Origin of the sequence: Paraburkholderia solisilvae (genome assembly GCF_902859875.1) — a bacterium.
Lineage (GTDB): Bacteria > Pseudomonadota > Gammaproteobacteria > Burkholderiales > Burkholderiaceae > Paraburkholderia > Paraburkholderia solisilvae.
This window is the reverse complement of record NZ_CADIKF010000016.1, coordinates 26,301-46,882: the sequence shown is the minus strand read 5'-3', so window position 1 is coordinate 46,882 and position 20,582 is coordinate 26,301. Positions and strand designations below refer to the sequence as shown.

The following is a 20,582-nucleotide window of genomic DNA, read 5'->3' as shown; positions in this document are numbered from 1 at the left end:
CATGAACATTTCAAGGTTTTTTATCGATCGTCCAATCTTCGCGGGCGTGCTGTCGGTAATCGTGCTGCTCGCGGGCCTCATCTCCGTCTTCCGGCTGCCGGTCTCCGAGTACCCCGAGGTCGTGCCCACCGCGATCGTCGTGCATGCGCAATATCCGGGTGCGAATCCGAAGGTCATCGCCGAATCGGTCGCGTCGCCGCTCGAAGAGCAGATCAACGGCGTCGAGAACATGCTCTACATGCAATCGCAAGCGAACGGCGACGGGAATCTGACGTTGACCGTCACATTCGAGGTCGGCACCGATCCGGACAAGGCGCAGCAACTGGTGCAGAACCGCGTATCGCAGGCGCTGCCCCATTTGCCCGATGACGTGCAGCGGCTCGGCGTCACCACCGCGAAGTCGTCGCCGACGCAAACGCTCGTGGTGCACCTCGTGTCGCCGGACAACCGCTACGACATGACCTACCTGCGCAACTACGGCGTGCTCAACCTGAAGGATCGGCTCGAACGCGTACCGGGCGTCGGCGAAGTCAAGATCTGGGGCGGCGGCGATTACGCGATGCGGATCTGGCTCGATCCGGCCAAGGTCGCCGCGCGCAACCTGACCGCGAATGACGTGGTCGCGGCCGTTCGCGAACAGAACGTGCAGGTCGCGGCGGGCGTCATCGGCGGTTCGCCGATGGCAGTCGACGCGCCGATGCAGTTGTCGGTCAACGCGCGCGGCCGGCTGTCGACCGAACGCGAGTTCGGCGGCATCGTGCTGAAGGCTACGCCCGGCGGCGGCGTGACCTATCTGCGCGACGTCGCGCGGGTCGAGCTCGCGGCCTCGGAGTACGGCCTGCGCTCGCTGCTCGACGGCAAGCCCGCGGTCGCATTCGCGATCCTGCAGGCGCCCAACGGCAACGCACTGGAGATCTCGCGCAAAGTGCGCGAGATCATGGTCGCGGCCAAGCGGGACATGCCGAACGGCGTCGACTACCGGATCGTGTTCGATCCGACCCAGTTCGTGCGCGCAAGCATCGATGCGGTCATCCGTACGCTTGCCGAAGCGATCGTGCTGGTCGTGCTGGTGGTCGTCCTGTTCCTGCAGACGTGGCGCGCGTCGATCATTCCGTTGCTGGCCGTACCGATCTCGATTGTCGGCACGTTCTCGCTGCTGCTGGCGTTCGGCTTCTCGATCAATGCGCTATCGCTGTTCGGCATGGTGCTCGCGATCGGCATTGTGGTCGACGATGCGATCGTCGTGGTCGAAAACGTCGAGCGCAACATCGCGGCCGGCCTGCCTCCGCGCGAGGCCACCTATCAGGCCATGCGCGAAGTCAGCGGACCGATTGTCGCGATCGCGCTGACGCTGGTAGCGGTGTTCGTCCCGCTCGCGTTCATGTCCGGCCTGACCGGGCAATTCTACAAACAGTTCGCGGTGACCATCGCGATCTCCACGGTCATTTCCGCGTTCAACTCACTGACACTTTCACCTGCGCTGTCCGCGCTGCTGCTGAAGAGCCACGACGCACCGCAGGACTGGCTGACGCGCACGATGCACCGGCTGTGCGGGCCGTTCTTCGACCGCTTCAACCATCTGTTCCACACGGTGTCGGGTTCCTATGGACGCGGTGTGATGCGGATTGTCGGCCGCAGAACGGCGGTGATGTCGATCTACGCAGTGCTGCTCGGCATCACGGTGCTGATCAGCAAGACCGTTCCGGTCGGATTCGTACCGGCGCAAGACAAGGAGTATCTGATCGCGTTCGCGCAACTGCCCAACGGCGCATCGCTCGACCGGACCGAGAAGGTCATCCATGACATGACCGCGCTAGCGCTGAAGCAACCCGGTGTAGCCAGCGCGCTGGAATTTCCGGGGCTGTCGGTGAACGGCTTCACCAATTCGTCGAGCGCCGGGATCGTCTTCATCACGTTAAAGCCGCTTGCCGAGCGTGGCAGCGAGAAGCTGTCGGCCGATGTGATCTCGAGCAGGCTGAACGACGACTACGCGACGATCAAGAACTCGTTTATCGCGGTCTTCCCGCCGCCGCCGGTGCTGGGCCTCGGCACGCTCGGCGGCTTCAAGCTTCAGATCGAAGACCGCGGCGCGCTGGGCTACGAGCGGCTGAACGAAGTCACGCAGGCGTTTATCAAGCGTGCCTCGACAGCGCCCGAGCTCGGCCCGCTATTCTCCAGCTACCAGATCAACGTGCCACAGCTCAATGTCGATATAGACCGTGTGCGGGCCAAGCAACTTGGCGTGCCGGTCACCAGCATCTTCGACACGATGCAGGTCTATCTCGGCTCGCTTTACGTCAACGATTTCAATCGTTTCGGCCGGGTCTACCAGGTGCGGGTGCAGGCCGATTCGCCTTTCCGCGCCGCGGCGAGCGACATCGGCCTGCTCAAGACCCGCAATGAGAATGGCGAGATGGTGCCGCTCGCGACACTCGTCAACGTAACGCCGACGTACGGTCCGGAAATGGTGGTGCGCTACAACGGTTTTCCGGCGGCCGACATCAATGGCGGCCCGGCGCCAGGTTATTCGTCCGGCCAGGCGCTCGCGGCAATCGACCGGATCGCGGCTGAGACCTTCCCATCGGGCATCAAGTACGAGTGGACCGAGATGACCTACCAGCAGGTAATGGCCGGCGACGCAGCGCTGTGGGTGTTCCCGATCAGCGTGCTGCTGGTGTTCCTCGTGCTGGCCGCGTTCTACGAGAGCCTGACCTTGCCCCTCGCGATCATCATGGTCGTACCGATGGGTATGCTCTCGGCGCTTGCCGGCGTGTGGCTCACACGCGGCGACAACAACATCTTCACGCAGATCGGATTGATGGTGCTGGTCGGACTGTCCGCGAAGAACGCGATCCTGATCGTCGAATTCGCCCGCGAGCTGGAGATGCGAGGCCGTACGGTCGCCGCCGCGGCGATCGAGGCAAGCCGCCTGCGTCTGCGACCGATCCTGATGACGTCGATCGCTTTCGTGATGGGCGTGGTGCCACTCGTCGCATCGTCCGGCGCCGGCTCCGAAATGCGCCGCGCAATGGGTATCGCGGTGTTCTTCGGCATGCTCGGCGTCACGCTGTTCGGCTTGCTGCTGACGCCGGTGTTCTATGTGGTGCTGCGCAAGCTGGCCGGCGGCGAGCGGGCGTTCGATCACGGCGAGGCCCGGCAGCAGGTTCGCCGCGCCGACGCATCGCTCGAGACCTGACGGAGAACCGCCATGAACACATCGCGCAACTGGACGCGGCCAGCGCTGATGGCCGCGTGTCTGGCGGCGAGCGGCTGCTCGCTCGCACCGCAGTACGAGAAGCCGGCGTTAAGCGTGCCGGCAGCATTCAAGGAGGCTGATCCGGCCATCACGCCCGTCCCAGGCGCTGAGGCGGCCCGGTCCTCGCAATGGAAGGCCGCGGAGCCTGCCGATACGCAACCGCGCGGCGACTGGTGGACGCTGTTCAACGATCCCACGCTCGACACGCTCGAACAGGAGGCGCGCGACGCCAATCCCGGTCTCGCGGTAGCCGCCGCGCGCGTCAAGGAGTCGCGAGCAATCCAGCAGGTTGCGCGGGCGGCTCTGTTTCCATCGTTAGACGCCGGCTTCGGGCCGACGCGGCAAAAGTTCTCACCGGCATCGCAATTCCTTCCCGACGACGCGCAAGGACCGGTGCAAACCTTCTGGCGCCTGCAGGCAAGCGCATCGTACGAGGTCGACCTGTTTGGCCGCGTATCCGACACCGTGGCCGCGGCCAGGGCCGACACGCAGCAGAGCGAAGCGCTGTATCGTTCAGTGCTGCTCGCACTGCAGGCGGACGTCGCACAGAACTATTTCAATGTGCGCGCACTCGACGCGGAGCTGGACGTATTGTCGCGGACGGTTTCGCTGCGTGAGGATGCGTTTCGGCTCGTTCAGCACCGTTTCGATCAGGGCGACGTCAGCGAACTGGACCTGGCGCAGGCGCGCTCGGAACTCGCGTCGACCCGCTCTGACATGTTGACCGTGACGCGTGCGCGCGCCGCGGCCGAACACAGCCTTGCCGTCCTGCTCGGCAAGCCGCCGGCCGACTTCACCTTCGCCGCGAGCGCGCTTCAGCCGGTCACCGCGATGGTCCCGCCAGGACTGCCGTCCACACTGCTCGAACGCCGGCCCGACATCGCGGCGGCCGAGCGGGCAATGGCGGCGGCCAACGCGCGGATTGGCGTCGCCAGGGCGGCGTTCTTTCCGTCCTTGTCGCTGACGGCGGCCGGCGGCTTCGAATCGGCTTCGTTGGGAGATCTGATGACATGGTCCAGCCGCACGTTCCTGCTCGGACCGCTCACGGGCACGGCACTCACGCTGCCGCTGTTCGACGGCGGCCGGCGCTCCGGCAACCTCGCGAATGCGCGCGCGCTGCATGAAGAGAGCGTCGCGAACTATCGACTGCAGGTGTTGACGGCGTTTCGCGAAGTCGAGGACAGCCTGTCGGAACTGCGCATCCTGAAAGATCAGCGGATCACCCAGGATGCGGCGGTCAACGCGTCGTCGCGCGCCTCGGCGCTATCCCGCAAGCAGTACATGGAAGGGGCGGTGAGTTATCTCGATGTCATCGACAACGAACGGAACACGCTGCAATTGCAGCGCGCCGCCGTGCGGCTGGAGGACGCGCAGGCAGTTTCCACGGTCAATCTGATCCGCGCGTTAGGCGGCGGCTGGGAAACGCCCGCGGCTGTGGTTGCGCACTGACGGGCCGTTGTGGACAGAGCAGGCGTGTGGCAACGCGATAAGCCGCCACGTGCTTGCTCAGGAAAGTTGGAAGCCGGGCAAACGATCAACTATAAGTTGGAGACAATCATGGAACTGGAACTGAAAGGACGGACTGCACTGATTTCGGGCGCGAGTTCGGGAATCGGCGCAGGCATCGCACGAGTCCTCGCGAGGCAAGGCGTACGCGTGGCGATCACCGCGCGGCGTTCGGACCGGCTCATCATGCTGGCGACCGAGATCGAACATCTCAGCGGAGAAACCCCGGTCGTGGTGACTGGCGACGTCACCGAGACCGGCGATGTGGCACGCATCGTCACGGAAGCGGAATCCGCACTCGGCGCAATCGATATCCTGGTGAACAATGCGGGCGGCTCGCGGCAGGTGCCGGCGATCTCGGACGACGCGACGTGGGACGAGGCGTTTGCGCTGAATTTCACGGCGGCCCGGCGGTTCGCCGAGGCAGTGTTGCCACGAATGCGCACGCGCCGCTGGGGGCGCATCGTCAATATCAGCGGATCGATGGAGCCGCGCACGCTCAACGCTGCGAGTGCCGCAAAGGCCGCGCTGCACTTATGGGCGAAAGGACTATCGTGCGACGTCGCAGCGGACGGCGTCACCGTCAATACGATTCCTCCTGGCCGTATCAACAGCGAACAGACGCTGACCAGGCTGCACCCGACTGAGGAGGCGCGGCGCGCATTCATTGCCGGCAACATACCGGCCGGCCATTTCGGCGAACCGGAAGATATAGGTTACCTGGTTGCGTTTCTCGCGTCGCCATTTGCACGATACATCACAGGCGCGGTCATCCCGGTCGATGGAGGTATGCACTACTTTGCGCATTGAGCCGCGCCGCGAATAGCACCGGGCTGCGGCTGCTTCGAGGACAAGGGATAGCGTACCCAATCGGCCGAAGCGTATCGCCCTCGTCGTTCGTCCGGCGTCTCCTTGAACGCGAAGTGCATGCCTGCGGCACGTACGGTCATCGGAGCGTATCGTCAGTATCGGGCCACGACCTCAGCAGGTCGCACACGATAAGCACGAGCAGCAGGACCGGCACGACAAACGGAAAACGGAACCAGTCGGTCAGGATCGCGCCTGCCGCAGCGCCGATGCTATAGCTGACCCACGCTAGCCCCGGCATCAGCACCTCCTTCAGTTCGGGCCGCCCGATCGTCGTGCTTCCATGCGCCGCCGACGCACGCCGCATGGAACCGACCAGATAGCGGCCCACGAACGCATCGGAGAACTTGACCATGTTGTTCGTCACGACGATCGTCTGCAGCGATACGCCGCCGAACTTCGCGAGCGTCTCGCCCTGCATCGCCATGGCCACCGCGAGCAGCGCCAGCTCGACGAACCGCTCCGACGGATGAATCAGGCGCACACACCCCGCCGCGATCAGTAATGCCGTTATCGCCAGCAGTTGCAGCGGCGGCCGGCGCAGATGCCAGCGCACGATGCTCGCGATCATCCCGCCGATAAAAAACAGACCCACGGCGAAGCCGACGATCCCGAAGTGCGCCCATTGCGCTTTCGCTAGCGTCAGGCTCAATTGGACCGTGTTGCCGGTCATGATGCCAGGATAAATGCCGCCGAAGTCCTTGAAGCCGATGACTTCGACATAGCCCGCGATCGAGGACAGCGCGGCGACGCGTCGCAGCACCACGGCCAGTGAGGTTTCGGCTCGCATATTCATCGGGCTGAGACGATCGTGACGAGGTCGAAGACGAGGACGCGTCACGACGCAGACGCCGCATTCGACGTCCCGGCGCCCTCTTTCAGTTCCAGTCCGTCGCCGCGGTTCCATCCGCCGCCCAATGCCTTGATGAGCGCGACGTCGGCCGTCATGCGCCGCATCTCGATGTCGATGTTCGTCAGGCGCGCGGCCAGCTCGATGTTCTGCGCGACGATCACGTCGTAGTAGTTTTCGAGCCCGCCCGTATAAAGGTGGGTCGCCTGCGCGCTGGCATCGGCCGCGGCCTTGACGGACGCCTGCTGGGTCACAATTTCCTGCGCGAGCAGGCGCAGCGACGCAAGGCTGTCCTCCACCTCGCCATACGCATCGAGCACGGTCTGCCGATACTGCGCGACGGCCTCGTCATAGGAAGCGCGCGCACGCTCGTTGAGCGCGGCGCGCCGGCCGCCGTCGAGCAGCGTCAGCACAGTGGAAGGCCCGAACGACCACGCTTCGGCCGGCGCCGACAGAAAGCGGTTCGGCACCGCGGCCTCGACGCCGAACAGCGCATTCAGATTGAACGACGGATACCATGCCACTTTCGCGACGCCGATATCGGCATTCGCCGCCGCCACGCGCCGCTCCGCGGCGGCGATATCGGGGCGCCGTTCGAGCAGCGCTGCCGGCATCACAGGCGCGACCTCGGGCGGTGTCGCATCGAGCTTCTGCACCGCAATCGAAAACCCCGCCGGTGGCCGGCCGGTCAGTATCGCAATGGCATGCTCGAGGTTCGTGCGCTTCAGGCGGTTTTCGGTCGCTTGCGTCCTTGCGCCTTCGTATTGCGCGTCGGCCGCGGACACATCGGGCCGCGCCGCATAGCCGGTCTGAAACCGCGCCTCGGTAAGTTCGAGCGCCTTCCGGTAGTTCTCTACCGTGCGATCGAGCACATCCTGTGCAGCGTCGTCGCCGCGCAAAATGAAATAGTCGGCGGCGAGCTCGGCATGCAGGCTCAGATCGACGGTCGCGAGATCGCCGGCGCTCGCCTGCGCGCGGTCCACGCCGGCCTTCGCCTGATTGCGCACTCTTCCCCATACGTCGATTTCGTAACTGAAGTCGAAGCCGAGGCTGTTGCTCGTGTAGGCGCGGTTCGGCAACGGGTTGGCGACGTTGCGCGACAGGCCGGTGCGGCCGGAGGAGCCGACCGCATCGATCGTCGGATAGAAGTCGGCCTGTGCGGTTTTCGCGTCGGCGCGCGCCTCGTCGAACTGGGCGACCGCCACTTTCAGGTTCTGGTTCGCCGCGCTGACCTGGTCTTCGAGACTGTCGAGCAACGGATCGCCGAAAACTTTCCACCATTTGCCGCGCGGCCACGCATCGCCGGGCGCCGCAACGGACCAGTCCGCCGATTCGTATTCCTTATAGTTCGCAGGGGTCGCGATGGCCGGCGGTGCATACGTCGGCGCGAAATTGCACGCGGCGAGCAAACCCGCGGCAAGCGGCGCCGCATAGTGCATCAGTCTCTTCATGACCGGCGGCTCCCGGGCCGGCCGCTGCCGCCGCTCCGAACGCTGACCCGCTCGCCGTCCACGACCGAGGCGGGCGGATTGAGCACGATCATCGTGCCGGGCTCGATACCGGACGTCACCTCGACAGTCGTGCCGAAATCGCGCCCGAGCGTGACCTTGTGCAAGGTCACGACGCCCTCCTTCGAGACGCTCGCGATGCGCAACCCCTCGGCCCTGAATAACAACGCATTCGCCGGCACGTTCACATGGCGCTCCGTGATCGGCAGCGTGAACTGGACATCGGTGTAGCCGCCCGGAAACAGCTCGCCTTTGCCGTTGTCCGCCTCGAGCTCCACGAGCAGCGTGCGCGCGCGCGGCTCGATCGCATCGGCCGTGCGCACGAGCGCCGCCGGAAACGTCCGGCCTGGATATTCGGGAAACCGCAACTCGGTGGCGACGCCTGGCCGGATCAGTGCCGCATAGCTCTGCGGCACCTGCACATAGATTCTGAGCTTGCGCGTATCGGCCACGCGAAAGAGTTCCGGCCCGGTGCCGCTACCCGCATTGATCAGGTTGCCGATATCCGTTTCGCGCGCGGTCACGACACCATCGTAAGGCGCAACCACGCGCTCGAAGCCGACGAGTTCGCTCAGGCGCTCGACGTTCGCCTCGGCCGAGGCCACGAGTGCGGCCCTCGCGGCGGCGTCGCTCGTGGCCTGGTCGTCCTGTTCCGCCGAAACGGACTGGGTGGGTAGCAGCGCGTGCACGCGTTTCGCCGTGGCCTGCGCGACGACGTTGTTCGCTTCGGCCGTTTTCAGGTCGGCCTTCGCTTGCAGAAGCTGCCGGTCGACTTCCGGCGAATCGATCTCGGCGAGCAGCGTTCCCGCCTTCACGCGGGTGCCGATATCGGTGTACCAGCGTTTGATGTAGCCGCTCGTGCGTGCGTAGATCGGCGTTTCGTATTCCGCCTGCACCGTGCCGGGCAGCACGAGGTCCTCCACGGCCGGCCCTGGCGCCGCGGCAACGGCGAAGACGGTCGGCTGCGCGGCGGCGTCGGTGACGCGTGTGAGCGCCTTTTCCGCGCTCACACGCGACCCGATTCCCCAACCGACCACCGCGATCACCACGCCCACTGCGCCGACCACGATCCACGCGGGCCTGTATCGAAAGCTATTGTTTGTCATGTTCAAATTCCCACATCCGGATCCTGGCGTTAATGGCCGCCTTGCAGGGGCGCATGGCGTCTGCGGTCGTGAATCAGGCTAAACACCGCCGGCACGAAAAGCAGCGTGGCGAGCGTCGCGAAACACAGCCCGCCGATGACCGCGCGTCCGAGCGGCGCGTTCTGCTCACCGCCGTCGCCGAGGCCGAGCGCCATCGGCACCATGCCGATCATCATCGCGAGCGCCGTCATCAGCACCGGGCGAAAACGCGTCGAGCCGGCTTCCGTTGCAGCCGTCTTCGCGTCGATCGCGACGCCGTCGTGCTGTTCTCGCAGCCGGTCGCGCGCAAAGCTCACCACGAGAATGCTGTTCGCCGTCGCGACGCCGACGCTCATGATTGCGCCCGTCAGCGCCGGCACGCTAAGCGGCGTATGCGTGACGAACAGCATCCAGACGATGCCGGCGAGCGCGGCGGGCAGCGCGGTAATGATGATGAATGCGTCGATCCATGACTGGAAATTGATGACGATCAACAGGTAAACGAGCAGGATCGCGAAGGCGAGACCGCTAAAGAGCGCGGCGAACGACGACGTCATGGTCTGCACCTGGCCGCGGATCGTGATTGTCGAACCGCGCGGCAACGCCTTTTTTGCGGATGCGATGAGGCGGGTCACATCGCGCGCCACGGCGCCGAGATCGCGATCCTGAGCGGCCGCATAAAGATCGATCGTCGGCGCCACGTTGTAGTGCGTGACGACCGCCGGCCCGACGCCGCGTGAAATCGTGCTGACCGCGCCAAGAATCTGCGGCTGCGTGCCGGTGCCGGTGAGCGGCAAGTTGCGCAGCGCGTCGATGGAATCGAGCGCCGGCTGCGGCGTCTGCGCGACGAGCGGATACGACACGCCGTTCTTCGTGTCGAGCCAGAACGTCGGGTTGGTCTGGAAGCTGCCGGTCAGCGAGAACAGCAGATCGTTGGCCACTTCGCGTTGCGAGAGCCCCACTTCCTGCGCGCGGCTTCGATCGACGTTGACGTCGAGTTCAGGGTAGTCGAGATCCTGCTGGATGCGCGCATCCGCAATGCCCGGCACGTGCCGGATCTGCTCGAGCAGCCGCTGCGCGAACACGTTGTCGCCGGCCACGTCGAAGCCCCGAATCTGGATATCCATGGGCGCCGGCGCGCCGAAGTTGAGAATCTGCGTGACGATGTCGGCCGGCAGGAACGCGAAGCTCACGCCCGGAAACGCTTGCGGCAGCGACGCGCGCAGTTGCCGCACATACCCGGCCGTCGGGCGATGATCGTCTTTCAGCGTGATCAGGATATCGGCATCGGCCGCGCTCGTCGGCGCGGAATCGCTATAGGAAAGATTGATGCCGCTGACCGGCAGGCCGACATTGTCGACCACGCTCGATATCTCGCTTGCCGGAATCGTCTTGCGCACCTGCGCTTCCACTTCATCGGCAAGGCGCGCCGTTTCCTCGACGCGCAAGCCGGCATGACCGCGCACATGCAGCTTGATCTGGCCGCTGTCGATGGACGGAAAGAAGTTGCTGCCAAGCCATGGAATCAGCGCGAGCGACAGCAGCATGCAGCCGAGAAACACGGGTATGAAAAGCGCGCGCCGCACGATGACGCGCTCCAGAACGCGCTGATAGCGGTTGCGCAGCGCTTCGAAACCGTCGTGAAACGCGCGCTGCAGCCGCGTGAGCGGATTGCGCGGCGCGTGATCTTCGCCATGCCCGTCATGCATGCGCAGCCAGTACTTCGCAAGCGTCGGAACGAGCGTGCGCGACAGCACGTATGAGGCCAGCATCGCGAAACAGATCGCTTCGGCAAGCGGCACGAACAGATATCGCGCGACGCCGCTCAGAAAGAACATCGGCACGAATACGATGCAGATGCACAGTGTGGCGATAAGCGCGGGCACCGCGATTTCCTCTGCACCGGCCAGAATCGCCGTCTCGACTTCCTCGCCGCGCTCGAGGTGCGAGTTGATGTTCTCGATCGCAACGGTCGCATCGTCGACGAGAATGCCGACGGCCAGCGCAAGGCCGCCGAGCGTCATGATGTTGATGGTCTGGCCTAGCGCCGACAACGCGAGCAGCGAACAGAGCACCGACAGCGGAATCGAGATCGTGATGATCAGCGTCGAGCGCCAGCTGCCGAGAAAAAGCAGAATCATCAGGCCGGTCAGCGCCGCCGCGATCACGCCCTCGCGCACGACGCCCGTGATCGCCGCTTTCACGAACACGGACTGATCGCCGATCGGCCGGATATCGAGCGCGGGCGGCGACGCGTCGCGTACGAACGGCAGGCGCTCCTTGATCTGGCTGATGATATCGAGCGTGGACGCGCTGCCCGTCTTCTGGATCGTCATCAGCGCCGCGTGCTGGCCGTCCACGCGCACGATATTCGTTTGCGGAGCCGAGCCGTCCCGGACATGCGCGACGTCGTGAATATAAACGACCGTGCCGTTGACCGTTTTGATCGGCAGATCGTTGAGGTCTTTTACCGCGGTCGGACTGCCGTTCAGCTTGACGTTGTATTCGAACTCGCCCACTTTTTCCGTGCCGGCCGGAATGATCAGGTTCTGCGCATTGATCGCACTGACGACGTCGTTGGCCGACACGCCGCGCGCCTGCAACAGCTGCTGGTCGAAATCGACCTGCACCTGACGCTGCCGGCCGCCGTACGGAAACGGAATCGATGCGCCCGCAATACCGGCGAGCTGCGTTCGCACGAAGTTGTTCGCGAGATCGTATAGCCCTTGCTCCTGGATCGTCCCGCTTGAAAGCGCAAGCTGGATGATCGGCACGCTCGACGCGTTGTACGACAGAATCAGCGGAGGCGTGATGCCGGGCGGCAGCTGCTTGAGCCAGGCCTGCGCGCCGGCCGTGAGCTGGCTCATCGCGATGTCGACGCGCGTGCCTGGATGAAAGAAGTACTTGATCACCGACACGCCCGTCAGCGATTGCGATTCGATGTGTTCAATGTCGTTGACGGTGGCGAGCGAAAACCGCTCGAAGCTGCCGGTGATGCGATCGCTCATTTCATTGGGCGGCAACCCGTTGTAGGTCCAGATGACGCTGACGACCGGAATGTCGATGTTCGGGAAAATGTCCGTTGGCGTTCGCAGCACCGTGAGCGGCCCGACAATCGCGAGCAGCAGCGCGAGGACGATAAAGGTATAGGGTCTCCTGAGCGCGACCCTGACTATCCACATTCCGGAACTCCTCAATTAGTGTGTATGCACTCTAAAATCCTCGCAGCATTCGGTTTAATCATGCTACCGAGGTCACAAAGGTAGCATGACACGGTTTAAAGATGCAACCACAAGAGTTATACTGTGAGCTTACATATCCTGACTCTGACGAAGAACGTCACGAAGACGAACCTCGCCAGCAGCGAATCTTCCCGATCATGCGACGTACCTGCCTGAAGAATGCGAAGTGCCCGGTCGCCCGATCCCTCGATACCGTGGGCGACTGGTGGACCCTTCTTATCGTTCGCGATGCGCTAAAAGGCGCGTGTCGTTTCGGCGAATTCCAGAAGAGCCTCGGGCTTGCGAAAAATATATTGAGTGCGCGCCTGCGCACGATGGTTGAAAACGGCATCCTCGAGCTGCAGCCCGCAGCCGACGGTAGCCCGCACAACGAATACCACCTGACCGCCTCCGGCGCGCAACTGCAGCTCGTGCTCGTGGCGCTGCGCCAATGGGGCGAGCGCAATCTGTTCGAGCAGGGCGAGCCGATGATGGTGATGCTCGACAAAGAAAGCGGGCAGCCTGTCCAGCGCCTGCAACTCACGTCGCAAGACGGGCGCATGCTCACGCCGGCCGACGTCCATGTGAAGGAAGGAGCGGCAAACGCACCGCTCAAGAAGTCGAAACAAACGCGCGCGCGTCAGGCGCGGTGAGTTCGGCGGCGGCCATTCAGGCAGATGGGTTCAACCGCGAGGCTGCATGTTGCGACGCGCATCGCGTCGGACTTTTCAACGGCGTCACATCATCGGCATGTGCAGATGATGGGGATCTCTGAGCGTCTCGCCGACCCGCTTCAGTGCCTCGCGACAGTCACTGCGATCCTGGGGGCCGCCGAGACACACCCGAATCGCGTTCGGCGGATCGCCGTCAGTCGAAAAGGCCGCGCCCGCCACCGTGCCCACGCCCTGGTTGCGCAATTGCAGCGCAAGCTCCGGCGCGCTCCAGTTGCAGTACGACGGAATACTCAGCCACAGATGAAAGCCGTCGTTCTGCGCATCGTATCGCCACTCGTCGAGTTCTTCCGCTGCAATGCCTTGACGCGCATTCGCTTCGCTACGAATCGCGGATAGCATTTCGTGCGCGGTACCGTCGTTGACCCACTGTGTCGCGAGCGCCACCGTGAAGGGACTGGGCATCACCGTGGTTGCGCGCAACGCGCCCGATATGCGCTGTGTCTGCCGCGCGCTCGGCGCGCGCAGATAGGCGACGCGCAGTCCCGCGCCGAACGTCTTCGAGAACCCGGTCACGTAGTAGGTCAGATCCGGCGCGAGTGTCGCCAGCGCAACCGGCTTGTGCGTCGGCAGCCAGCCGTACGCATCGTCTTCGACAATCGGCACGCTGTAGCGCAGCGCGACGTCCGCGAGCGCCTCGCGCCGCTGAGTCGATAGCGTCAGCGTGCTCGGGTTCTGCAAGGTCGGGTTGCAATAGAACGCGCCGGGCTTTTCGCTCTTGCATAGCGCTTCGAACGCGTGCGGCAACGGGCCTTCGTCGTCGCGCGGCAGCGGTTGCAAGCGCACGCCCAGCTGCGACGCAATGGCCTTGATGCCCGGATAGGCGAGCGTATCGAGGCAGATCGTCTCGCCGGGACGCGCAAGTTGCGATACGAGCGCCACGAGCGCGCTATGAATGCCGGGGCATACGAGTACCGTGTCTTCCGTGCAATCGGGCAGTCTGTCCCTGAGCCACGTGCGTCCCGCGGCGCGGTCATCGAGCGTGCCGCCGAAATCCTGATAGCGCAGCAGCCGGTACGGGTCGGCCTGCGCGAACAGGTGAGATGCCGAATCGCGCAGGCGCGCAACCAGTTCGGGCGGTTCGGGCGGCATGTTCATCGACATCTCGACGCTGCTGCCGCCCGCAAGCGGCAAGGTCTGCGTGCGGCCTCGCACGAACGTGCCGCTGCCCGCGCGTGCGTCGAGCAGCCCCCGTTTGCGCGCCTCCGCATAGGCGCGCGCAATCGTCGTGTAGTTCAGCTGCAGCGCGCAGGCCAGATCGCGCAACCCGGGCAGACGGTCGCGAGGACGTAGACGTCCGCTCGCGAGGTCTTCCTCGATCAGATCCGGAATCACCAGATAGGCCGGCTTTCGGCTTTCAGTCAGCCGCTTCAGCCAGTGATGCGTGAGACTGTTCACGGTATGCATTCCTTAACGGGTCGCTAGAAAAATAACACGACGTCCCCATCGCAAAACAACTTTCTTTGCATCGCCGCTCACTCTGATTGCATTGATCGCATCAGTGCACGTCCACGGGGTGTCGCGCACCACGTGCACGCACGGCGCGCGTCGACGCTGCGCTGAGACGGTGCGCACGCAATCGATGCAATCAACTGAAAAGCCCCGCCCAGCAACGGTTGCAAAGAAATTTTCGGGTCGCGCGAACTGTGCGGATCTGATTGATCGGTACTTGATTGCATGAACTGCGCCGGACCTTGGCATATCCGTTGCGTGATGGAGCGCGCCGGTCCGAATCGTCATGCGGGCCGATTCATTCCAACCCTCACGAGACTTATTGGAGAGCGCCATGCCTGCCGTCACGCAACCTTTGCATCAGAAAGGCGATTATCTGGTCGACTACGAAGAGAAGGTCTTTGCCGACGTCAAGGCCGAGCCCGGCGAAAAGGCGCTCGTCACGTTCCATACAGTTGCTTTCGAAGGTTCGATCGGTTTCGTCAACCTGCTGCAAGCCACGCGTTTGCAGCGCAAGGGTTTCGACACGTCGGTGCTGCTGTACGGCCCGGGCGTCACACTCGGCTTGCAGCGAGGCTTTCCGACGCTCGGCGACGAAGCGTTTCCCGGCCATCTGAACTTCAACAAGCAGTTGATCAAGTTCATGGAAGAAGGCGGCAAAGTCTATGCGTGCCGCTTCGCTTTGCAGGCGCTGTACGGCCACGGCGAAGCTGCGTTGATCGAAGGCATCAGGCCGATCAACCCGCTCGACGTGCTCGATCTCCAGCTGCTGCATCGCAAGGAGAACGCACTGATCATCCATACGTGGACTGTCTGACCGAGCCGGGTGCCGATCATGTCCGATCAGCGAATCATCCGTGCGGCGGCGGTGCAGATCGCGCCCGAGTTCGAGCGACCCGGCGGCACGCTCGACAAGGTGTGCGCGGCGCTCGACGAAGCCGCGGCGAAAGGCGTGCAGCTCGCCGTCTTTCCCGAGACGTTCGTGCCGTACTACCCATACTTTTCCTTTGTGCGTCCGCCGGTCGCTTCGGGCGCCGATCACATGCGCCTGTACGAGCAGGCGGTGGCGGTGCCGGGCCCGGTCACGCAGGCGGTCGCCGAGTGCGCGCGGAGGCACCGGATGGTCGTCGTGCTCGGCGTGAACGAGCGGGATTACGGCAGCCTGTACAACACGCAACTCGTCTTCGATGCGGACGGCCGTCTCGCGCTCAAGCGCCGCAAGCTCACGCCGACGTTTCACGAGCGGATGATCTGGGGCCAAGGCGACGCGTCAGGCCTGAAGGTGGTGCAGACTGCGTACGCCCGCGTCGGGGCGCTGGCGTGCTGGGAGCATTACAACCCTCTCGCGCGCTACGCGCTGATGACGCAGCACGAGGAAATCCACTGCAGCCAGTTTCCCGGTTCTCTCGTCGGGCCGATTTTCGCTGAGCAGATCGACGTGACGATCCGCCACCATGCGCTCGAATCCGGCTGCTTCGTCGTCAATTCGACAGGCTGGCTCACCGATGCGCAGATCGAATCGGTGACGGCCGACCCGAAGCTGCAAAAAGCGCTGCGCGGCGGTTGCCATGCGGCGATCGTGTCGCCCGAAGGCCAGCACCTGGCCGAGCCGCTGCGCGAAGGCGAAGGCATGGTGATCGCGGACCTCGATATGGCGCTGATCACCAAGCGCAAACGGATGATGGATTCGGTCGGCCATTACGCGCGGCCCGAATTGTTGAGTCTTGCGATCAACGATCGGCCAGCCGTGACCTCAATGCCGATGGCTGACGCGTTTGAATCCATGCCGGCCGCTATATCCGCCGAGCCGGTGTCCGCGAAGATCGATCGCATTTCAGGAGGCGAGCATGAACGCCAGCACGAACCTGTCGCCAGTTGATGCACGCGTCAGCGAGCATCGGATGATGGAGCTGCGCACCGAGCTGCAATCCGCCGGCCTGCGCCTCGCCGACCCGCACGCGGGCGCCGCCAGCCGTCGCGGCGGCGCGGGCCCGTCCGATCACAAGGCGGTGATCGTCGACGGCGTGACGATCATGGTGCCGGTCCATACCAGTTCCGCGTGGGATTCGCCGTTCGTCGCCGGCGCGCCGGACGCGTCGGGCGCCAGCACGCTGATGCGCGGCACGATCCCGATCGCCACCGTCAGCTTTGCCCAGGCGCCGCGCTTCACGAGGCTGCAAACGCTCGATGGCGTGCCCTACTCGCATATCGCGACGCTGCACGGTACCGACGTGCTCGCGACCACCGTGCTGCAAACCTGCATTCGCTACGAGAGCCGCAAGAAAAGCTGCAAGTTCTGCGCGATCGGCCAGTCGCTTGCCGCGGGCCGCACGATTGCGCGCAAGACGCCGGAACAGCTCGCCGAAGTCGCACGCGCCGCGGTGCTGCTCGACGGTGTCAAACATATGGTGCTGACTACCGGCACCCCGCCGACGTCCGATCGCGGCGCGCAGATCCTCTGCGAAAGCGCATTCGCGATCAAGGCGGCGGTCGACCTGCCGATTCAGGCGCAATGCGAACCGCCCGACGACGACCGCTGGTTCGAGCGGATGAAGGCAAGCGGCATCGATACGCTCGGCATGCATCTCGAAGCGGTCACGCCCGCGGTCCGCGAGCGCATCATGCCCGGGAAAGCTGGCGTGCCGGTATCGCGCTACATGGAAGCGTTCAAGGCAGCCGTCGCGGTGTTCGGTAGGGGCCAGGTGAGCACCTACATTCTCGCGGGTCTCGGCGACAGCGCCGATGCGATCCTGTCGATGTCGCGCGAACTGATCGAACTCGGCGTCTATCCGTTCGTCGTGCCGTTCGTGCCGATCAGCGGCACGCCGCTTGAAGACCATCCCGCGCCGTCGCCGGAATTCATGAAGTCGGTTCTCGCGCCGCTGGGCGCGATGCTGCGCAGCGCGCAGATGCGTTCCGCCGATATCAAGGCCGGCTGCGGCAAATGCGGCGCGTGCTCATCGCTTGCATCGTACGAGGCGTAGCCATGTATTGCGACACATTCGATCTGGCCGGCGACGCAGCGCTTGTCGAATTCACACCGGCCGAGTACCGCGTCAAGTGGGCGACGCTGCCATGGGAAAGCGACCGGGCCTACGCGCTGCGGCGCGCGGTGTTTTGCATCGAGCAGGGCCTCTTCGTCGGCGACGACCGCGACGAGGTCGACCGTCACGCGAAGCTGCTGGTCGCGCTGAGCTGCGTGGCGGGCATGCCTGAGCAGGTGGTCGGCACGGTGCGGATTCACGAGACCGCGCCGCGCGTGTGGCTCGGTTCGCGCCTCGCGGTTCACGCGGCATTCCGTTCGCACGGACGGCTCGGCTCGACGCTGATCCGGCTCGCCGTGTGCAGCGCGCACGCGCTCGGTTGCGACACGTTCCTCGCGCATGTGCAGAGCCAGAACGTGCCTCTGTTCCGGCGCCTGCATTGGGAAACGGTTGCCGAAGAGGTGCTGTTCGGCAGGCTCCATCATCGGATGCAGGCGGACCTCGCCTGCTATCCACCGTGCCGCACGCCCGAGAGCGGGTTCGTCACGTCCGCGGCGCGGGGGCGTTCATGAGCATCGACGCGCTGGTCCAGCGGCTGCGCGAAAGCCGCGGGTTTCGCCATAAAACCGATATCGCGGATGTGGTGGCGGCGCTCTCGGCGCGCTTGCCGGGCGGCGTCGCGGATCTCGCGCAGGCGGTCGCGGTCGGCGACGATTGCGCGGCGCTGCCGGACCACGACGGGTATCTGCTGTTTGCGATCGAGGGGCTCGTCAGCGATTTCGTCGAAACGATGCCGTGGTTCGCCGGCTACAGCAGCGTGATGGTCAACGTCAGCGACATCTACGCGATGGGTGGGCGGCCGCTCGCGGTCGTCGACGCGCTGTGGAGCGACGGCAACGAGCGTGCGCGCGAGATCCTCGCCGGCATCGCGGCCGCGTCGTCCGCGTACCGCGTGCCGGTGGTCGGCGGCCACAGCAATACGCGCAGCGCGCAGCTACAGCTCGCAGTGTCGATTATCGGGCGCGCGCGCAAGCTACTGTCGAGTTTCAATGCGCGCGCGGGCGATCGTCTGGTGATGGCGGTCGACCTGCGCGGCCGCTTCGAAGATCCGTATCCGTTCTGGAATGCGTCGGTCGGCGCGCCGGCCGAACGTCTGCGCGGCGACCTCGAGTTGCTGCCGATGCTTGCCGAAAGCGGCCTGTGCGATGCGGCAAAAGACATCAGCATGGCGGGCGTACTGGGCACGTCGCTGATGCTGCTCGAGTGCTCGGGCGTCGGCGCGCGGATCGACCTCGACGCGATTCCCTGCCCCGACGATGTCGATTTCGAGCGCTGGCTCAGCGCATTTCCGAGCTTCGGCTTCGTGCTGTCGGTGCGCGCGCCACAGGTCGATACGGTGCTCGCGCGGTTTCGCGAGCGCGGTCTCGCTTGCGCGGCCATCGGCGCAGTCGATGCCTCTCGCGAGGTGGTGGTCACGCAGTGCGACGCCGCGGCGTTGCTATGGAATTTCGCCGACGGTCCGTTTATCGGGGCGCCTGCGAATGAACCCGTCGGTGCGGCGGCAGACGCACAGCGAGAGGAGCCGGCATGAAAGACACGCCTTTGCGCATCGCGCTGTTTACGCATTCGGTGAACCCGCGCGGCGGGGTCGTGCATACGCTTGAACTCGGCCGTGCGCTCGTCGCCGAAGGGCACGACGTGACGATTTTCGCGCCCACCGAGAACGGAGCGCCGATGTTTCGCCCGTCGCCTTGCCAGATCGCGCTCGCGAATGTCGCGTCGCATGCGGTCGATACGGTATCGATGGTGCAGACGCGCATCGATGCGCTCAAGCGCGCGCTAAAGGCGACGCTGCGCGCGCGGGCTCCCGCTGGCTTCGACGTGCTGCACGCACAGGACAGCATCAGCGGCAACGCGCTCGCCGAGCTGCGCGCCGAGGGCGCGATCCGCGGCTTCGTGCGCACGGTCCACCATCTCGACGCGTTTCGCGACCCGCGTCTCGCGCAATGGCAGCGGCGCGCGTACACGGATGCCGACGCCGTGTTCTGCGTGAGCGACGTCTGGACGCAGATGATGAAAACCCGCTTCGGCATCGATGCGGTGACGGTGAACAACGGCGTCGACGCGCAGCGTTTTCGCGCGGCGCACGAAATGGACGACGTCACGCTGCCCGCGGACCTCGGCGTGCACGGCGACCCGATCGTGCTGGCGGTCGGCGGTATCGAGGAACGCAAGAACACGCTGCAATTGCTCGAAGCGTTTGCGCTTCTGAGAAAAACGCGGCGCGATGCGCAGCTCGTCATTGCAGGCGGCGCGAGCCTGCTCGACCACGACGCGTACACGCGCCGGTTCGTGGCACGCGCGGCCGAACTGGGTCTGCCGATCGGCCCTGGTGAAGCGATCGTGGTGACGGGTGTGCTCGACGACGACGCGATTCCCGCCCTGATGCGACGTGCCGATGCGGTCGCGATGGTATCGCTGCGCGAAGGCTTCGGCCTTGTCGTGCTGGAAGCGCTGTCGTCCGGCGCGCCGGTGGTCGTGTCGCAGATCGCGCCGTTTACCGAGTACCTGAACGGGCGCGTCTGCTACTGGGCGCAGCCGCACGACGCGCACAGCATTGCTGCGGCATTGCAGCGTGCACTTGACGATCGCCGCGGCATCGATGTCACTGATGCGGTGTCCGCCCTGCTGCAACGCTTCAGCTGGCGAGCGAGCGCGCTGCGCCATCTCGCGCTGTATCGCGGTTGCGCACAGCCGGCCTCGGTCTGAATCCCAATGCAAAGGAGAGCCTGATGCCAGTCATGCATTTCCGGGTCCAGTGGCCCGATGGCGAGGAGGTCAACTGTTATTCGCCGTCGACGGTGATCGGCGAATACTTCATGGCCGGGCGGCGCTATCCGCTTGCCGATTTCGTGTCGCGCGCACGCGAGGCGTTGCATATCGGTTCCGAGCGCGTGCGCGAGAAATACGGTTTCGCCTGCTCGGCCGCGCTCGATCAGCTCGCGCAGATCGAACAGCACGCAGACCGCTTCGCCGCGGACCCGTCTGCCGAAGTGAAAGTGATCGAACTCTCTTGAACGGGG

The 20,582-nt window shown here is 64.7% G+C and carries 16 protein-coding genes; 11 read left to right on the top strand and 5 right to left on the bottom strand.

Annotation, left to right across the window (positions count from 1 at the left end):
• Window position 1: 1 nt before the first annotated feature.
• The 3 genes from HV675_RS12125 to HV675_RS12115 all read left to right on the top strand — a co-directional run bounded on the left by HV675_RS12125 (window position 2) and on the right by HV675_RS12115 (window position 5,572).
• Complete coding sequence (locus tag HV675_RS12125) at window positions 2–3,196, top strand: efflux RND transporter permease subunit (RefSeq protein ID WP_175111156.1); 3,195 nt, start codon at window positions 2–4, stop codon at window positions 3,194–3,196.
• Between the two features lie 12 nt (window positions 3,197–3,208).
• Window positions 3,209–4,705 carry an efflux transporter outer membrane subunit gene (locus HV675_RS12120; RefSeq protein ID WP_175111155.1) on the top strand — a complete coding sequence of 499 codons (1,497 nt, stop codon included), beginning with the start codon at window positions 3,209–3,211 and terminating at the stop codon, window positions 4,703–4,705.
• Between the two features lie 108 nt (window positions 4,706–4,813).
• Window positions 4,814–5,572 (top strand): SDR family NAD(P)-dependent oxidoreductase, encoded by a 759-nt coding sequence (locus HV675_RS12115; RefSeq protein WP_175111154.1) that lies wholly within the window; start codon window positions 4,814–4,816, stop codon window positions 5,570–5,572.
• A 136-nt stretch (window positions 5,573–5,708) separates the two neighbouring features.
• Here HV675_RS12115 and HV675_RS12110 read toward each other — a convergent pair whose 3' ends face one another.
• The 4 genes from HV675_RS12110 to HV675_RS12095 are packed head-to-tail and all read right to left on the bottom strand — an operon-like array spanning window position 5,709 to window position 12,293.
• Window positions 5,709–6,425, bottom strand: a complete 717-nt coding sequence (locus tag HV675_RS12110) for a YoaK family protein (RefSeq protein WP_175111153.1) — start codon at window positions 6,423–6,425, stop codon at window positions 5,709–5,711.
• A gap of 41 nt (window positions 6,426–6,466) precedes the next feature.
• Window positions 6,467–7,930, bottom strand: a complete 1,464-nt coding sequence (locus tag HV675_RS12105; protein WP_175111152.1) for an efflux transporter outer membrane subunit — start codon at window positions 7,928–7,930, stop codon at window positions 6,467–6,469.
• A complete protein-coding gene (locus HV675_RS12100; RefSeq protein ID WP_175111151.1) occupies window positions 7,927–9,093 on the bottom strand; it encodes an efflux RND transporter periplasmic adaptor subunit in 1,167 nt (388 codons plus the stop codon). Before HV675_RS12100 ends, HV675_RS12105 begins: the two co-directional genes overlap by 4 nt.
• Before the next feature lie 29 nt (window positions 9,094–9,122).
• Window positions 9,123–12,293: an efflux RND transporter permease subunit gene (locus HV675_RS12095; protein ID WP_175111150.1), complete on the bottom strand. Its 3,171-nt coding sequence runs from the start codon at window positions 12,291–12,293 to the stop codon at window positions 9,123–9,125.
• A 194-nt stretch (window positions 12,294–12,487) separates the two neighbouring features.
• On the opposite strand from HV675_RS12095, the gene HV675_RS12090 reads away from it, so the two are divergent.
• Window positions 12,488–12,985, top strand: a complete 498-nt coding sequence (locus tag HV675_RS12090; protein WP_217478110.1) for a winged helix-turn-helix transcriptional regulator — start codon at window positions 12,488–12,490, stop codon at window positions 12,983–12,985.
• A gap of 84 nt (window positions 12,986–13,069) precedes the next feature.
• Here the strand turns inward: HV675_RS12090 and HV675_RS12085 are convergent, their stop codons facing one another.
• Window positions 13,070–14,461 (bottom strand): aminotransferase-like domain-containing protein, encoded by a 1,392-nt coding sequence (locus HV675_RS12085; protein WP_175111148.1) that lies wholly within the window; start codon window positions 14,459–14,461, stop codon window positions 13,070–13,072.
• Window positions 14,462–14,849: 388 nt separating this feature from the next.
• On the opposite strand from HV675_RS12085, the gene HV675_RS12080 reads away from it, so the two are divergent.
• The 7 genes from HV675_RS12080 to HV675_RS12050 are packed head-to-tail and all read left to right on the top strand — an operon-like array spanning window position 14,850 to window position 20,576.
• Window positions 14,850–15,332, top strand: coding sequence for an MSMEG_0572/Sll0783 family nitrogen starvation response protein (locus HV675_RS12080; protein WP_175111147.1), 483 nt, complete (start codon window positions 14,850–14,852; stop codon window positions 15,330–15,332).
• A gap of 18 nt (window positions 15,333–15,350) precedes the next feature.
• Window positions 15,351–16,394, top strand: coding sequence for a Nit6803 family nitrilase (locus HV675_RS12075; protein ID WP_175111146.1), 1,044 nt, complete (start codon window positions 15,351–15,353; stop codon window positions 16,392–16,394).
• Window positions 16,363–17,499, top strand: a complete 1,137-nt coding sequence (locus HV675_RS12070) for an MSMEG_0568 family radical SAM protein (RefSeq protein ID WP_175111145.1) — start codon at window positions 16,363–16,365, stop codon at window positions 17,497–17,499. Before HV675_RS12075 ends, HV675_RS12070 begins: the two co-directional genes overlap by 32 nt.
• A 2-nt stretch (window positions 17,500–17,501) precedes the next feature.
• Window positions 17,502–18,071, top strand: a complete 570-nt coding sequence (locus tag HV675_RS12065; RefSeq protein WP_175111144.1) for an MSMEG_0567/Sll0786 family nitrogen starvation N-acetyltransferase — start codon at window positions 17,502–17,504, stop codon at window positions 18,069–18,071.
• Window positions 18,068–19,090, top strand: coding sequence for a sll0787 family AIR synthase-like protein (locus HV675_RS12060; RefSeq protein WP_175111143.1), 1,023 nt, complete (start codon window positions 18,068–18,070; stop codon window positions 19,088–19,090). The genes HV675_RS12065 and HV675_RS12060 overlap by 4 nt, the downstream gene beginning before the upstream one ends.
• Complete coding sequence (locus tag HV675_RS12055; protein WP_175111142.1) at window positions 19,087–20,268, top strand: MSMEG_0565 family glycosyltransferase; 1,182 nt, start codon at window positions 19,087–19,089, stop codon at window positions 20,266–20,268. Before HV675_RS12060 ends, HV675_RS12055 begins: the two co-directional genes overlap by 4 nt.
• A gap of 23 nt (window positions 20,269–20,291) precedes the next feature.
• Window positions 20,292–20,576, top strand: a complete 285-nt coding sequence (locus tag HV675_RS12050) for an MSMEG_0570 family nitrogen starvation response protein (protein ID WP_175111141.1) — start codon at window positions 20,292–20,294, stop codon at window positions 20,574–20,576.
• The last annotated feature ends 6 nt before the right edge of the window (window positions 20,577–20,582 follow it).